This is a genomic window from Claveliimonas bilis (genome assembly GCF_030296775.1).
In the GTDB taxonomy this organism is placed as follows: Bacteria; Bacillota; Clostridia; order Lachnospirales; family Lachnospiraceae; genus Claveliimonas; species Claveliimonas bilis.
Genome location: NZ_AP027742.1, coordinates 877093 through 892359 on the forward strand (window position 1 = coordinate 877093; position 15267 = coordinate 892359).

Annotated in this window: 15 protein-coding genes, 4 tRNA genes and 2 rRNA genes; 17 read left to right on the top strand and 4 right to left on the bottom strand. The window is 43.3% G+C overall.

Translation table 11 applies throughout. From position 1 onward, the window contains the following. Nucleotides 1–52 precede the first annotated feature (52 nt). From R2J37_RS04205 to R2J37_RS04215, 3 genes are read right to left on the bottom strand one after another with little or no spacing between them, the layout of a single operon-like run. Complete coding sequence (locus R2J37_RS04205; protein ID WP_230106953.1) at nucleotides 53–1546, bottom strand: M81 family metallopeptidase; 1494 nt, start codon at nucleotides 1544–1546, stop codon at nucleotides 53–55. Nucleotides 1547–1595: 49 nt separating this feature from the next. Next, nucleotides 1596–3104: a sodium/pantothenate symporter gene (gene panF, locus R2J37_RS04210; protein WP_230106952.1), complete on the bottom strand. Its 1509-nt coding sequence runs from the start codon at nucleotides 3102–3104 to the stop codon at nucleotides 1596–1598. Further along, on the bottom strand, nucleotides 3097–3393 hold the full coding sequence (locus R2J37_RS04215; RefSeq protein WP_230106951.1) for a YhdT family protein: 297 nt from the start codon (nucleotides 3391–3393) through the stop codon (nucleotides 3097–3099). Before R2J37_RS04215 ends, panF begins: the two co-directional genes overlap by 8 nt. Nucleotides 3394–3632: 239 nt before the next feature. Here R2J37_RS04215 and R2J37_RS04220 point away from each other — a divergent pair, with 239 nt between their 5' ends. The 3 genes from R2J37_RS04220 to R2J37_RS04230 all read left to right on the top strand — a co-directional run bounded on the left by R2J37_RS04220 (nucleotide 3633) and on the right by R2J37_RS04230 (nucleotide 6299). Continuing rightward, nucleotides 3633–3956, top strand: a complete 324-nt coding sequence (locus tag R2J37_RS04220) for a LysR family transcriptional regulator (RefSeq protein ID WP_316266276.1) — start codon at nucleotides 3633–3635, stop codon at nucleotides 3954–3956. A gap of 131 nt (nucleotides 3957–4087) precedes the next feature. Continuing rightward, nucleotides 4088–5377, top strand: a complete 1290-nt coding sequence (locus R2J37_RS04225) for an IS30 family transposase (RefSeq protein WP_230105002.1) — start codon at nucleotides 4088–4090, stop codon at nucleotides 5375–5377. 364 nt (nucleotides 5378–5741) lie between these two features. Next, complete coding sequence (locus R2J37_RS04230) at nucleotides 5742–6299, top strand: LysR family transcriptional regulator substrate-binding protein (protein ID WP_316266277.1); 558 nt, start codon at nucleotides 5742–5744, stop codon at nucleotides 6297–6299. Between the two features lie 17 nt (nucleotides 6300–6316). On the opposite strand, the gene R2J37_RS04235 is transcribed toward R2J37_RS04230, so the two are convergent. Further along, nucleotides 6317–6682 (bottom strand): VOC family protein, encoded by a 366-nt coding sequence (locus tag R2J37_RS04235; RefSeq protein WP_230106949.1) that lies wholly within the window; start codon nucleotides 6680–6682, stop codon nucleotides 6317–6319. Between the two features lie 444 nt (nucleotides 6683–7126). Between R2J37_RS04235 and R2J37_RS04240 the strand changes: the two genes are divergently transcribed. The 14 genes from R2J37_RS04240 to R2J37_RS04305 all read left to right on the top strand — a co-directional run bounded on the left by R2J37_RS04240 (nucleotide 7127) and on the right by R2J37_RS04305 (nucleotide 14939). Then, on the top strand, nucleotides 7127–7627 hold the full coding sequence (locus R2J37_RS04240) for a YcxB family protein (protein ID WP_316266278.1): 501 nt from the start codon (nucleotides 7127–7129) through the stop codon (nucleotides 7625–7627). Nucleotides 7628–7648: 21 nt separating this feature from the next. Next, nucleotides 7649–8074 (top strand): tRNA (adenosine(37)-N6)-threonylcarbamoyltransferase complex ATPase subunit type 1 TsaE, encoded by a 426-nt coding sequence (tsaE, locus tag R2J37_RS04245; protein WP_230106947.1) that lies wholly within the window; start codon nucleotides 7649–7651, stop codon nucleotides 8072–8074. An 18-nt stretch (nucleotides 8075–8092) separates the two neighbouring features. Beyond that, complete coding sequence (gene tsaB, locus R2J37_RS04250) at nucleotides 8093–8803, top strand: tRNA (adenosine(37)-N6)-threonylcarbamoyltransferase complex dimerization subunit type 1 TsaB (RefSeq protein WP_316266279.1); 711 nt, start codon at nucleotides 8093–8095, stop codon at nucleotides 8801–8803. Further along, the gene (rimI, locus tag R2J37_RS04255) at nucleotides 8803–9246 is read left to right on the top strand and encodes a ribosomal protein S18-alanine N-acetyltransferase (protein WP_316266280.1); all 444 of its coding nucleotides are present in this window, start codon (nucleotides 8803–8805) and stop codon (nucleotides 9244–9246) included. The genes tsaB and rimI overlap by 1 nt, the downstream gene beginning before the upstream one ends. A gap of 106 nt (nucleotides 9247–9352) precedes the next feature. Continuing rightward, the gene (locus R2J37_RS04260; RefSeq protein WP_230106944.1) at nucleotides 9353–9592 is read left to right on the top strand and encodes a hypothetical protein; all 240 of its coding nucleotides are present in this window, start codon (nucleotides 9353–9355) and stop codon (nucleotides 9590–9592) included. Between the two features lies 1 nt (nucleotide 9593). Next, complete coding sequence (locus R2J37_RS04265) at nucleotides 9594–10508, top strand: ribonuclease Z (RefSeq protein WP_316266281.1); 915 nt, start codon at nucleotides 9594–9596, stop codon at nucleotides 10506–10508. Between the two features lie 63 nt (nucleotides 10509–10571). Next, on the top strand, nucleotides 10572–11603 hold the full coding sequence (gene tsaD, locus R2J37_RS04270; protein ID WP_230106942.1) for a tRNA (adenosine(37)-N6)-threonylcarbamoyltransferase complex transferase subunit TsaD: 1032 nt from the start codon (nucleotides 10572–10574) through the stop codon (nucleotides 11601–11603). Nucleotides 11604–11629: 26 nt separating this feature from the next. Further along, nucleotides 11630–12361 (top strand): 2-C-methyl-D-erythritol 4-phosphate cytidylyltransferase, encoded by a 732-nt coding sequence (gene ispD, locus R2J37_RS04275; protein ID WP_316266282.1) that lies wholly within the window; start codon nucleotides 11630–11632, stop codon nucleotides 12359–12361. A gap of 123 nt (nucleotides 12362–12484) precedes the next feature. Further along, nucleotides 12485–12570 (top strand) — tRNA-Ser (locus R2J37_RS04280). Between the two features lie 28 nt (nucleotides 12571–12598). Further along, nucleotides 12599–12688, top strand: a tRNA-Ser gene (locus R2J37_RS04285). Between the two features lie 292 nt (nucleotides 12689–12980). Continuing rightward, nucleotides 12981–14515: ribosomal RNA gene (locus R2J37_RS04290) — 16S ribosomal RNA — on the top strand. 70 nt (nucleotides 14516–14585) lie between these two features. Beyond that, nucleotides 14586–14703, top strand: a 5S ribosomal RNA gene (gene rrf, locus R2J37_RS04295). Between the two features lie 40 nt (nucleotides 14704–14743). Continuing rightward, a tRNA-Ile gene (locus R2J37_RS04300) sits at nucleotides 14744–14817 on the top strand. Between the two features lie 49 nt (nucleotides 14818–14866). Continuing rightward, nucleotides 14867–14939: transfer RNA gene (locus R2J37_RS04305), tRNA-Ala, on the top strand. Nucleotides 14940–15267: the final 328 nt, after the last annotated feature.

The window sequence follows — 15267 nt, forward strand, 5'->3', positions numbered from 1 at the left end:
TGATATATAGATGAAGCCCTCAGCTGCCAGCTGGGGGCTTCATTTATTGAGATTACATTTCTGTTTCATCCAGAGGATATATAGGATGTTTGATGTGTTTTAAAGGAAGCTGATGAAGATTACCGCTGCTGATTCCGGGTGGATCTACAGAAATGATATGATCTGCTAAGTGTTTAAAGTAGGCTTTGAAATGCTGTGCTGATTTTACAGCTACGATATTGTACTGCCGTACATCAATGCCTAAAAGAGTGAATACGCCATCATCCATAGTCTGAAATCCCTGTGAACCGACGATAATATCAATATTTCCCTTTTGCAATCGTACTGTAGTTCCGTAGTTGACGGGCTGTCCATGTGTCATAGGACTTAACAGATTATATTTTCCATCACAGATCGATTTTACATAGACATTTTCAAGTTCAATTGGTTTGCCATGATATTCATCCGTCTTCCCGCCCAGTTTAAGAGAAATATAGGAGCCTGCTCCGGCCTTAGACGCTAAAGCCGCTGTTTCAGGATCGATTAATACTCCAGCACAGGTTCCTGGAAGGTTTCGATTTAATAGTTCGCGAAGAAGGTATGTTCCGTCACCAGGAGTTCCGGCGCCCGGATTGTCGGAGATTTCATTCATGACAATGAGTTTCGCTCCTTTGTTAATAAGTTCCTGTGCTTTGTCTACACCTTGCTGTACAGTCAGTCCATCAGAGATAAAATCTTTCCGGCGCTGGAAAATCCAATCAGCAAGTTGCTGTGATAAAGTTTCTGCAAGTTCCGTATCTCCATCCGTAATTACTACAACGGAAGCACCGCATTCCTCTATGTCGCTGTAAGGGAAACCTTGGGCGAAAGAACAATAGAGGACTCCGGGTGTATTTTCACATTCCAGACATTTTTTCAAAACTTCTTCCATAGGAAATTCTTCCGTACATCCTTTGTTTAATGGAATCAATAGAGGCAGTTTTTTCACTTTCATTACAGGATTAATATCTCCTGTCAATATCTGTTGCATTAGGCAGGAGGCTTTTTGTCCGGTTTCATAAGTGTCAGTATGAGGATATAATTTGGAAGGAAGCAGTAAATCGGCGTTTTGAATCATTTTAGAGGTTATGTTGGCGTGTGGATCCAATGTCACTATAATTGGCAAGTTGCTGCCATATCGATGCCGGATTTCTTCCAAAAGATTTCCTTCTACATCCGGATCTGCCTCAGAAACACCAGCACCATGGAGAGCCAGGCAAAAGCCGTCAATTGGAACAGATTCATCTATATTAGAGAAGAATTTTTGTTTTAATGTGTCAAAACATTTAGCAGATATTTTCCCGGAGGGAGAAGCAAAGGTACAGAAGCAAGGGGAAATATCCAATTGAAGTTCTTGGCCTTTTTCCATGATTCCAGTCAAAAAGTCTCTCATTCCAATTGTAGAAAGATCAAAAACATTTTTGCCTTCGAACCAGATAAGAGTTTGGCGAAAATTTGATTCTAATGTAGGAGTTCTGGAAAGAGAACTACTTTCATGCATAATTTGCCCAACGATAATGCGTTTCATATTTTTTAGTTACCTCCTTAAAATTTAATCCAACCAGAAATTGGCTTGTTCAATATTTTTCTGGGAAAAAGATTTTTCCTGTTTCGTCATCTATTGGTTTTCCAAATTTATTTCCAATTATAAAGCATATAAAAGCAACGGTAATGCCAATGACAATATTGTGAAAAGAACCAATTTTGATATTTAGAGCCATGGTAATGGAGTAGGCGCCTAAGCCTCCTATTACACTTGCTAATGCGCCTGTTTTATTGGCAGATTTCCAAAATAAACCAAACAGCATAGTCCAGAAAAATACAGTCTGTAATCCACCAAAAGCAAACATATTAATCCACAAAATTAAGTCTGGTGGATTGACAGAGATTATGATTGACAATATTCCCATAATTGCTGTTACAGCAATAGAAATTTTTGCGACTAGTTTTTCATTGGCTTTTTCCTTTCTTACTGTTTTATAGTGTAAATACATATCTTTTACAATTGCGGAGGAGCCTGCAATTAGAAGAGAAGAAACTGTGGACATGGCTGCTGCTAAAGGGCCAATGACTGCTACGCCTCCAAGAACAGGAAGCATGTAATTTACAATTACGATTGGAATAACAGTATCCGTTGTTCCATCAATGGTAGTAAAAAGTCCGCGAGACCATGTTCCGATTAAGTGAATACCAATCATCATGATTCCAACTACTACAGTTCCGTACATCATTGCTTTATGGACAGATTTTGTATCTTTATATCCAAGGCATCTTACTTGGGACTGTGGAAGGCCGATTGTAGTAAAACCGCATAGGAGCCATTGAGATAGAAAGAGTTGAAATGGAATTTGTCCACTGGCTCGCGGATCTAGAAGATTTACCCCTTCGCCAGATGCGACAGCTTTTGCAGATTCAGCAGATATATTTGCCATAATAGAATCTAGACCACCACCTCGTTGAATTACTGCAATACCTAGAAAAATTGTTCCTGCAACCATGACGATAGCGCAGGCTGTATCTGTGATAGCTACAGCTGTAAATCCGCCAATTGTAGTGTAAATGACAACCACAAGTGCAAAAATAAATAATCCTATTGTATAATCAAATCCTGTACACGCTGCAAAGAGCTGTGCCCCTCCTATAAACTGACTTACCATTTGTGTAGTAAAAAATATAAGAATGACAACTGCACAAATATTTGCTAAAATATCAGATTTAAAACGTGCTCTTAAAACATCAATTACAGTTACGGCATCTGTTTTACGACCTACTACAGCCATTTTTTTGCCTAGTATACCTAAAATAAGAAAGGCAGCTACTACATTAGACGTGGCATAATATACCCAACCAAAACCAGTTTCCCATGCTTTCCCAGCGCCACTCAAAAAAGAGCTAACAGAACCATAAGTAGCTACCAATGTCATGGCAAGAACAAAGCCACCAAGACTTCTACCGCCTATAAAATATTCCTTTGAAAAATTTTCTGCTTTTGCATCAGCGGATTTTTTTTGCACCCACACACCAATTCCCATTAATCCTACAAAAAAGATAATGACAGGAATTAATCTTAATAAAGAATCATTCATTACAATCCCCCTCATCTTCGTCAAAATCAAAGTCTTTGAAAACAAATTTTAATAGATATGCAACACCTATAATACCTGTGAACCAACAACCGAAACTTCCTAGTACGAACCATGCGGGCATTCCTAAAATTGTCCAAGTGTTTCCTACTAGAAGGTAAACTCCAAATCCACCTGCTAACCATACAATGAAAGAAATTGCCCCCACAATCCAAGTTGCTTTTGCTTCTTTATTCATTTGTATAAATTTTTCTTTGTAGCTAAGGTGTTCTTTTTCTTTTTTTTTCTTCATCCATTAGTTCCCTCCATTCATAACCAATCAATCATGCGCATGTCTGATTCAGTATTTTTATTTAGTGTGTTTCTGTCTGTAATTACAATACCATAAAATAAATATACAGAAGTAATATAAAAAAAAGATATAATATCTGTTTTTTTGATGGATTAAGATAAATATTGGAGTAATCTGTTTGATTCTAGACCAAAATATTATATAATATTTTGTAAAAAGCAGGACAGGCAGGGATGAGAATGAAAATAGAACAATTAATACAGGTAGTTGAGATTGCCAAAACAAGCTCCATTACCTTTGCAGCCAAGAATTTATTTATGTCGCAGTCAAATTTAAGCACATCCATTAAAGAACTGGAAAAAGAAATGGGACGGAAAATTTTTACCAGGTCTAATAATGGTACTCAGCTTACACCTTTTGGAGAAGAGTTTTTAGAACAGGCCAGGATGGCTGTAAAGCAATTTGAATATATCAAAAATATGTCTTCTGTTCATGGGGATAAAGTAAAGGATTTTAGAGTGGCTTCTCATTATTTCCTTTTTTCAGGTCAATTGAAAAATTAGTTGCAACATAGGTCGTTGCAGTTAGAATTATAAGGCATATGGGCCATGGAGTTGCAGTTGTAACTTCATGGTTTCTTTTTGCCTTTTTTCCAGTATACTATCCTTGTCCTGCCTTCGGATTGGAGGTAACCATGAGTAATAAACACCTTACATATGATGACAGGCTTGCCATCCAGGCAGGTCTGCAGCAGGGATTGAAGGTCGCACAGATCGCCAAAAACATTGGAAAGGATCGGTCTACTGTCGGCAGAGAGATTAAAGCACACAGGAGGCTGGTCTCCACTTCCAAAGGCAACAACTGTATCCATCATCGTACCTGCACCAGAATCCCGAACTGTCGTCTAGGCTGCTTTCGTGGGAAGAAGCAGTGCCAGACAGCCTGTGGACGATGTCAGGAAGGGTGCCCTGATTATCAGGAAGAGTTCTGTATAGACTATGAAAAGTCGCCGTTTGTATGCAATGTATGTGACCACCGGCTTCGTTGCCGTCTGCGCAGGATGCTTTACGACGCCAGGTATGCTCAGCAACAGTATGAACAGATGCTCTCTGAATCACGGAAAGGCATCTCTCTCTCGGAGCAGGAATTAAATCGGATCAATGATACGATCACACCGCTGTTAAAAAAAGGACAGTCACTCCCGATTATCTGTGAACGTCACAGAGATGAACTGCCAGTATCGGAACGGACAATCTATTCCTATATTGATGCAGGTCTTCTGGATGCCAGAAATATAGACTTGAGAAGGAAACTGCGCAGGCCGGAACGGAAAAAGAGCGGCCCGGTTCTCCGGGTAGACCGGAAATGCCATATCGGACGCAGTTATGAAGAATACGAGGAATATATGCACCAGAATCCAGATGCCATGGTCAGCCAGATGGACAGTGTGGTCATACACAAAGGAGGCCAGACACTGCTGACAATCCTGTTTACCAACTGTGACTTGCAGCTCATGTTTCTGAGAGAACGCAATACAGCAGGATCTGTAACGGAAATATTCTGTCGGCTGAGGAAAGCACTTGGAGACGAAAAGTTTCGGATACTTTTCCAGGTTATTATTACCGATCGGGGAAGTGAATTTAGCGATCCCCAAAAAATCGAAGCAGATATGGAGACCGGGGAAATTCAATGCCGCGTATTCTATTGTGATCCGATGAATACAAATCAGAAGAGCAACTGTGAAAGGAACCATGAACTGATCCGCTATATCATACCTAAGAAACATGGAAAGGATGAATATACGGAGGAAGAGATTAGGAAAATGATGAACCATATCAATTCCTATCCGCGAAAAAAATGGAACGGACAGGCTCCAATCGATCTTTTTGTCAAGATCTACGGTCAGGAAACTGCGAACCTCCTGGGCCTTGAGAAAATCCCGTCCAATTCCATAACCCTTACACCGGCTTTGTTTAAGAAGTAAACCGGAATTTTAGAGAAGGCAGGACACGATAAAAAAGAGAACACAAACGGGGTGCATTTACAACTTCTGCGAAAAGTAAAAAATGCAGTCTGTGTTTTGTGATGCCTTCCTTTAAGAAATTTTACAAGGAAAATCGAAAAAAAGCAATCCAAAGCTAGAAAAACAGATTAAAACTGTTGCAGTTACTCATGACAGCGTGCAGTTACAACTTCATAAAGTTTTCAATGTGCAGTTACAACTTCAATGTTGCAGTAAGGATTTCAATCAACCTTTCCTTTTTTCAGTATATATATTTTCGGAAATATTTAATGAAAGTAAGACGAAAGATATTGCTTTTTGCCTGAAAGATTGTGCAAGGAGCGAAGTGCTTAAAGCTGTTGCGGAAAAGGAAGCAGAACTGGGGATATTAAGTGTTCCAACATTTTTAAAAGAAAAGTGTAAAGAGTGGATAGATAGTAAAAATATGGAATATCATTGTATTTCCAGAGAAAAAGTCCATATTCTTGTAGGAGAAGGCTCACCGTTCTGTAGACAGGAAATGAAACAAATTTATATGAAAGACCTTCGTGGGCATTCGTTTGTAGATTTTATTGAGACAGATGAGAGGCTGACAGATATGAAAAAAGAGTATATAGATTTACTGCGGCCTAAGCATAGAGTGTATGTATCTGATAGGGGAAGTATGATTAATTTTTTGCAGAATACAGACTGCTATCATATAGCCACGAAAAATACAAAAGCTTATCAGGAGTATGCTTTTCATGAACATATAAAGGCAATTCCGCTAGTAGACTGTCCGTTTGATTTGGAGATTGTGTGGATAAAGACAAAAGACAGCTATCTTTCAATACTGGCAAAAGAATTTTTGATAAAAGTTCAGGAAATGCTGATTTTGGAAAGTGCTGAACAAATAAAAGCATAAAAAGAAGATTGCCCTGCTTATGCAGGGCAGATCTCCAGCCAGTAACCGTCGGGATCAGAAATAAAATAAATTCCCATTGCTTCATTTTCAAAGCAGATACAGCCCATTTCTTTATGGAAGGCATGGGCTTTTTCAAAGTCATCAGTATGAAAAGCAAGATGAAACTCATTATCGCCAAGATTATAAGGTCTGTCCATATCTCTAAGCCATGTCAGCTCAAGAAGGTGGGGCGTAGTATTATCTCCCAGGTAAACCAGTTTGAAGCTTCCATCCTCGGCATTTTTTTCTTCTGTTACATGAAGTCCGAGGGCCTTTTGATAAAAATCAAGTGATTTTTCCAAATCATATACGTTAATATTGTTGTGATAAAATGTAAAATTCATAAAATAATCCTCCTATTTGCAGCACTGTTATATTGAAGAAGATCTTCGGAACACAGACCTGGTATTTTATGAAAGTATAACATGTATAGCCGAAGAAAAAAAGATGTGGTATAATGTTCGCGTAGGCAATGAGCCGTGCAGAAATACAAGAGAGCAAAAGACCTGCTTGCGGGGACTTTTGGTATCTTGTATTTCTATAGGGCGAAAGCCCGCGAGCGAGGACCGTCAGGTGCGAGCGTGCACGGCGGCGGACTGTCGAAATCTGGTGCGCATCCGTCGAGGGCGAAAGCCCGCGAGCGAGGGCCGTTAGGTGCGAGCGTGCACGGCGGCGGACTGTCGAAATCTGGTGCGCATCCGTCGAGGGCGAAAGCCCGCGAGCGAGGACCGCCAGGTGCGAACGTGCACGGGGAAGGGAGACCTATATATAAAGAGGAGGAGATCAGTATGCCGGTAGAAGTGAAGGTTACTCTTGATGTGGAAAGTATGTCAGAATTTATGATTTATCATATTTATACAAGCAGGGTGGGAGCCTTCCTGCTTGCATTAGGTGCGCTGAATGTGGGCCTTGCAGTAGCGTTTGCCTTGCATGGTGAGGCAATGCTTACGCTTGTGTTTGCGGTGTTTGCAATATTGGTATTTTTCGGGATGCCTGCTTCTATAAAAAGCCGGGTGGCATCTATGAAGGATTCCCGGCGTATGACAGAATCTGTAACTTATGAATTTAGCGAGGAAGGAATAAAGACAACAACATCGGAGAAGACGGGAAAAGCATCCTGGGGGAAATTTCAAAAAGCGATATCAAGAAAACATATACTGATTTTGTATGACGATAAGAAAAATGCAATTATCCTCCCTATTGCGCAGCTTGGGGAAAAATATCAGAAAATTATAGATATTATCACAGCCCAAATGCCAGAAAATGCCGTGCGTATTAAAAGAAAGTAAAACAGGAGCAAAACAGAACGTATGATAATAGAATCAAAATGTGAAAAGGATACATTTGAGTTGGGGAAGAAAATCGGACGGGAAGCAGCGCCGGGGGACGTTTATACGCTTGTGGGAGACCTGGGCGTGGGGAAAACTGTTTTTACAAAAGGGGTGGCAGCAGGCCTTGGGATTTTGGAACCGGTCAGCAGTCCTACTTTTACGATTGTCCAGGTTTATGAAGAAGGCAGACTGCCGTTTTACCATTTTGATGTATACCGGATTGGCGATATAGAAGAAATGGAAGAAATTGGATTTGAGGATTATATTTACGGAGAAGGTGTAAGCCTGATTGAGTGGGCTAATCTGATTGAGGAGCTTCTCCCGGAGCGGTATACACAGATCACAATAGAGAAGGATCTGGAAAAAGGATTTGATTATAGAAAAATTACAGTGGAAAATATTTAGAAAGATAAGGAAGAAAATATGCGTATATTGGCTTTAGACAGTTCTGGACTGGTTGCATCTGTGGCAGTAGTAGAAGATGAACAGACAGTGGCAGAATATACAGTAAATTATAAAAAGACGCATTCGCAGACATTACTGCCTATGTTGGATGAAGTGGCAAAAATGATCGAATTGGATCTGAAGGAAGTAGATGCAATAGCGGTAGCAGGAGGACCGGGATCCTTTACCGGGCTTCGGATCGGCTCGGCAACAGCAAAAGGGCTGGGCCTGGCGCTTCATAAGCCGTTGGTTCATGTGCCGACCCTGGAAGGATTGGCCTATAATTTATATGGAGTTTCCGGTTTGGTATGTCCGATCATGGATGCCAGAAGAAAGCAGGTTTATACAGGGATTTATTCTTTTGATACCGGATTCCATGTAATAAGAGATCAGATGGCAATTGCAGTAAAAGAACTTGCACAGCTGCTGAACACTATGGAGGGGCCTGTTACATTTCTGGGAGATGGGGTGCCGGTGTACAAAGAAATACTGGAAGAGGAGTTGACGGTTACACATTTTTATGCTCCGGCGAATATGAACCGGCAGAGGGCTGCATCTGTAGGACTGCTCGGAATGCAATATTATAAAGAGGGGAAGGCGGAAACAGCAGCAGACCACAAGCCTGATTATCTGCGGGTATCACAGGCAGAACGTGAGCGGCAGGAAAGAAAACAGGAAGGAGGACAATAATGCTGACAATACGACGAATGAAAGAGTCTGATATTCCGGAAGTCGCCAGACTGGAGAAAGAAATCTTTCCGGATCCATGGAGTGAAGGGGCGATAAGCGAAACATTCGAGCAGGAGCAGACCCTTTTGCTGGTAGCCTATGAGGATAGAAAGCTGATAGGATATCTGATTTTGTATTTTGTCCTCGAAGAAGGAGAAATTGCAAGAATTGCAGTAATCCCTGAATGCAGACGTCAAGGGGTGGGAGCCAGAATGCTCCTGGAGTTGGAAGACTTGTGTGAAGACAATGGCATTACAAAGCTGCTTCTTGATGTGAGGGAAAGCAATGAGACGGCAATCTCATTTTATACAAGCTATGGTTTTGTTCAGGACGGAGTTCGTCGTAATTTCTATAGTGATCCACAGGAAGATGGGATTTTGATGAGCCGCGAAATTGGAAAATGATTGTCTAAGAAGGAAGCAGTTTCCACTAGGATCTGCCGTCAAAGACAGATATAATAGAGGCGTAACAAAAGGACTAAAAGAAAAGATACCTTCAGGGAGGAATTGTATGCGCCAGTATCAGTTGAAAGAGACAAAAGAGATTCAAAAAACAATAAAAAAGATAGTTTGTAATAAATGTGGAAGGGAAATCCCCTTTGACAAAAGCGGGCCGCAGGAAGATTTTCTTTCAGTGGAGAAACGTTGGGGATATTTTTCAGATAAAGATAATCAGGTGGATTGTTTTGACCTGTGTGAAAAATGCTATGACGAGTTTGTTTCCACATTTGTTATTCCGATAGGAGAATAGAATGTTAGATGTATGTTTGCTTGGAACGGGAGGGATGATGCCCCTCCCTTATCGCTGGCTGACAGCGTTGATGGTTCGCTACAACGGCAGCAGTCTTTTGATTGACTGCGGCGAAGGAACACAGATTGCCGTGAAAGAAAAAGGTTGGAGCTTTAAACCGATTGATGTCATCTGTTTTACGCACTACCATGGAGACCACATCAGCGGACTGCCGGGACTTTTGCTGACAATGGGAAATGCAGACCGGACAGATCCGTTGACTTTGGTAGGACCCAAAGGGTTGGAAAGAGTTGTAAATTCGTTGAGAGTGATTGCGCCGGAACTTCCATTTAAACTGATATTTATTGAGATCACGGAGCCGGAGCAGACGCTGGAAATGAACGGATACCGGCTGAAAGCATTCCGCGTGAACCATAATGTCATTTGTTACGGTTACACATTGGAAATAGACCGGGCAGGAAAATTTGATGTAGACCGTGCACAGAGTGCAGGCATCCCTAAAAAGTACTGGGGGATACTGCAAAGAGGAGAAACGATAGAGGAGGATGGAAATATCCTGACTCCGGATATGGTTCTCGGACCGGCGAGAAAAGGGCTGAAAGTGACATACTGTACAGATACGCGCCCCACAGATTCTATCCGGGTAAATGCGAGAAAATCTGATCTTTTTATATGCGAGGGAATGTACGGAGAAAAGGATAAGCTGAAAAAGGCAAAAGAATATAAACACATGACGTTTTATGAAGCCGCCCGTCTTGCAAAAGAGGCGGAGGTAAAAGAAATGTGGCTCACTCACTACAGTCCGTCGCTGAATCATCCCGAAGAATTTATGGATGAAGTCAGAGAGATTTTCCCAAACTCGATAGCGGCAAAGGATAAAAGGACGCTGGAGCTTACATTTTCAGATGATGAATAAATACAGGCGGCCGCCGGGAGATTCCGGGGTGTATTGGCATAAATCGGAGGTTAAAAGCAATAAATGAATGAAAAGAAAGACACCTTAATTCTTGCGATCGAAAGCTCCTGTGATGAGACAGCAGCGTCGGTTGTGAAAAATGGAAGAGAAATCCTTTCCAATATTATTTCTTCGCAGATTGCCCTTCACACGCTGTATGGAGGAGTAGTTCCGGAGATTGCTTCCAGAAAGCATATTGAAAAAATCAATCAGGTAATTGAGGAAGCATTAAAACAGGCCCAGGTTACCCTGGAAGATATCGATGCAGTGGGAGTGACTTACGGTCCCGGATTGGTAGGGGCTCTTCTTGTGGGAGTAGCTGAGGCGAAAGCCATTGCTTATGCGGCAAAAAAGCCTTTGGTAGGAGTGCATCATATAGAAGGACATATAGCGGCAAACTATATAGAGCATCCGGATTTGGAACCGCCGTTCCTCTGCCTTGTAGTTTCGGGAGGGCATACTCATCTTGTACATGTGGAGGATTATGGAAAATTTAAAATCATCGGGCGTACAAGGGATGACGCGGCCGGGGAAGCTTTTGACAAAGTGGCCCGCGCCATTGGTCTCGGATATCCGGGTGGACCCAAGATAGATAAGGTATCCAGAGAAGGGAATCCGGAAGCTATTGTATTTCCAAGAGCACATATAGAAGAAGCGCCTTATGATTTCAGTTTCAGTGGAGTGAAATCTGCCGTGCTGAATTATATTAACGGATGCAAAATGAAAGGCGAAGAGTACAGTCAGGCGGATATCGCAGCGTCTTTTCAGAAAGCGGTCACAGATGTGCTGGTGGGGAATGCTATGCATGCGGTGGAAGAATATGGAGACAGAAAATTTGCGATCGCCGGAGGTGTTGCATCCAACAGTGCCCTTAGAGCAGCGATGGCAGAGGCCTGCAAAGAAAAAGGCGTGGAATTTTATTATCCCTCTCCGATATACTGCACCGACAATGCAGCGATGATCGGTGTTGCAGCATATTATGAATTTATGAATGGGACAAGGCATGGGTGGGATTTGAACGCTGTGCCGAACCTGAAGCTGGGAGAAAGAGTATAGTGTTTTCCGGCCGGGAGGAAAAGGAAATGAGAGAGAGAAGATGTACCGCAATTGTGCTGGCTGGCGGTCAGGGCAAGCGGATGGGAACGAAAACCAGCAAGCAGTATCTGGATATTCTGGGAAAGCCGGTTTTATATTATTCCCTGTATGCGTTTGAACAGTCGGAAATTATTGATGACATTATTTTGGTTGTAGGAAGCGGTCAGGTGGAATATGTCAAAAATGAGTTTCTGAATAAATGGGATTTTCAGAAGATTCGCAAGGTTGTGGAAGGCGGCCGGGAGAGATATCATTCTGTGTGGGAAGGACTGAAGGCAATACGGGAGGAGAATCGGACAGAAGGAAATTATGTTTACATCCACGACAGCGCCAGACCGTTCATAACAGAAGAGATAATAAAAAGAGCGCAGCATGATGTGGAGAAGTATGGGGCCTGTGTTGTAGGAATGCCCAGCAAAGATACGATCAAAATAGCAGATGAAGAAGGGTTTGCCAGCGAAACTCCCCCAAGAGACCGAATGTGGATCGTGCAGACTCCGCAGGTTTTTGAAGCTTCTATTATTATAGAAGCCTACAGCCGCATGATGGAAAAAGAACAGATCACAGCCACAGATGATGCAATGGCAGTGGAACAGGAACTGCATCTTCCTGTGCGGATGACAGAGGGGAGTTATGAGAATATAAAGATTACGACACCGGAAGATCTGGAGATTGCAGAAGTTTTTGCCAGACGTTGTTTTGACGCTGAAAAGCAGTAACATAGGTGAGAAAAGGATAAAATAGACAAAAAGGTAAAAAAACTTAAATTTTATATTGACGCTAATTTCTTTGTGTGATAAAATAACATTCGTCGCTGATGAGCGGAAAATGATAAAAATTGTGGAGAGGTATCGAAGTGGTCATAACGAGGCGGTCTTGAAAACCGTTTGTCCGCAAGGGCGCGTGGGTTCGAATCCCACCCTCTCCGCTCATAAAGAAATAGTCTAGGACAATTTGGAGAAGTACCCAAGCTGGCCGAAGGGGCTCCCCTGGAAAGGGAGTAGGTCGTTAATAGCGGCGCGAGGGTTCAAATCCCTCCTTCTCCGTTAATATAATAGCTGAAAATTTTGAATCGGATCGGATGAAAAGAAGGTTCGAAAAAAATGAAAAAAGTGCTTGACACTACAAAGTAAAAATGCTATTATATTTGAGCTGACTCGTTGAGGCAGCAAACAGCAGAAAGCACCTTGATAACTGAACAATAGACAACGACCCTGAAAATTTCTAAGAGAAATATTCAGAACGGAAATCAGGCAGAAATCGAGAGATAGAAGCCTGGTGCCAACAGTAAATAACGGGATAGGAAAGCTAGTAGTTTTCCTGACCGAGAGAGAACTTTTTAACGAGAGTTTGATCCTGGCTCAGGATGAACGCTGGCGGCGTGCTTAACACATGCAAGTCGAGCGAAGCACCTACTTTGGATTTCTTCGGAATGACGAGGTTTGTGACTGAGCGGCGGACGGGTGAGTAACGCGTGGGCAACCTGCCTCACACAGGGGGATAACAGTTAGAAATGACTGCTAATACCGCATAAGACCACGAAACCGCATGGTTTTGAGGTAAAAACTCCGGTGGTGTGAGATGGGCCCGCGTCTGATTAGGTAGTTGGTGCGGTAACGGCGCACCAAGCCGACGATCAGTAGCCGACCTGAGAGGGTGACCGGCCACATTGGGACTGAGACACGGCCCAAACTCCTACGGGAGGCAGCAGTGGGGAATATTGCACAATGGGGGAAACCCTGATGCAGCGACGCCGCGTGAAGGATGAAGTATTTCGGTATGTAAACTTCTATCAGCAGGGAAGAAAATGACGGTACCTGACTAAGAAGCCCCGGCTAACTACGTGCCAGCAGCCGCGGTAATACGTAGGGGGCAAGCGTTATCCGGATTTACTGGGTGTAAAGGGAGCGTAGACGGCATTGCAAGTCTGGAGTGAAAACCCGGGGCTCAACCCCGGGATTGCTTTGGAAACTGTGGAGCTGGAGTACCGGAGAGGCAAGTGGAATTCCTAGTGTAGCGGTGAAATGCGTAGATATTAGGAGGAACACCAGTGGCGAAGGCGGCTTGCTGGACGGTAACTGACGTTGAGGCTCGAAAGCGTGGGGAGCAAACAGGATTAGATACCCTGGTAGTCCACGCCGTAAACGATGACTACTAGGTGTCGGTAAGCAAAGCTTATCGGTGCCGCAGCTAACGCAATAAGTAGTCCACCTGGGGAGTACGTTCGCAAGAATGAAACTCAAAGGAATTGACGGGGACCCGCACAAGCGGTGGAGCATGTGGTTTAATTCGAAGCAACGCGAAGAACCTTACCTGGCCTTGACATCCGAGTGACCGGTGAGTAATGTCACCTTCCCTTCGGGGCAATCGAGACAGGTGGTGCATGGTTGTCGTCAGCTCGTGTCGTGAGATGTTGGGTTAAGTCCCGCAACGAGCGCAACCCTTACCTTCAGTAGCCAGCAAGTAAAGTTGGGGACTCTGGAGGGACTGCCAGGGACAACCTGGAGGAAGGTGGGGATGACGTCAAATCATCATGCCCCTTATGGCCAGGGCTACACACGTGCTACAATGGCGTAAACAAAGAGAGGCGAGGCTGTGAAGCGGAGCAAATCTCAAAAATAACGTCTCAGTTCGGATTGTAGTCTGCAACTCGACTACATGAAGCTGGAATCGCTAGTAATCGCGAATCAGAATGTCGCGGTGAATACGTTCCCGGGTCTTGTACACACCGCCCGTCACACCATGGGAGTTGGTAACGCCCGAAGTCAGTGACCCAACCTTTTAGGAGGGAGCTGCCGAAGGCGGGACCAGTAACTGGGGTGAAGTCGTAACAAGGTAGCCGTATCGGAAGGTGCGGCTGGATCACCTCCTTTCTAGGGAAAAGAAGTAGGGAGTTGTTGTCTATTGTTGAGTGATCAAGCTGTCAAAAGCTGATGACTTGATTCTGGTGGCGATGCGCCTGGGGGAAACACCCGTACCCATCCCGAACACGATGGTTAAGACCCGGGCGGCCGATGGTACTGCACTGGAGACGGTGTGGGAGAGTAGGTGGCCGCCAGATTAAAAAAGAAAAGAAGTGGCGGAAGCCCTTTGGAAAAGATGGGCTTATAGCTCAGCCGGTTAGAGCGCACGCCTGATAAGCGTGAGGTCGGTGGTTCGAGTCCACTTAAGCCCATTGGCGAAAGCCTTCAGATAAAAGAGGTAAAACCCACTTAAGCCCATACGGGGGATTAGCTCAGTTGGGAGAGCGCCTGCCTTGCAAGCAGGAGGTCACGAGTTCGAATCTCGTATTCTCCACTGTGCTTCAGGAATGAGGCACGATATGTACCTTGAAAACCGCATATAAGAAATAGATAAGATGAAATATCTTAACAAGACATCCGAGGTAATTGTTATGAACAGGAAACTGTTGTGATGATTACAACACTTTGAAGAAAACAAAGTAAAAAAATTGGCCGAAAGAACCAACACATGTAACGCTATACATGTGAGCCGTAGTATTGAAAGCCCCTCGAGAATTAAAATTCTCTCGGTGACATTTGCTTTGCAAATATCACTGCCGAAACAGGATCTTTCTTTAGAAAGCAAGCTTTCCCGAAAGATCAGTCCCGTCAGGATGCTTTCG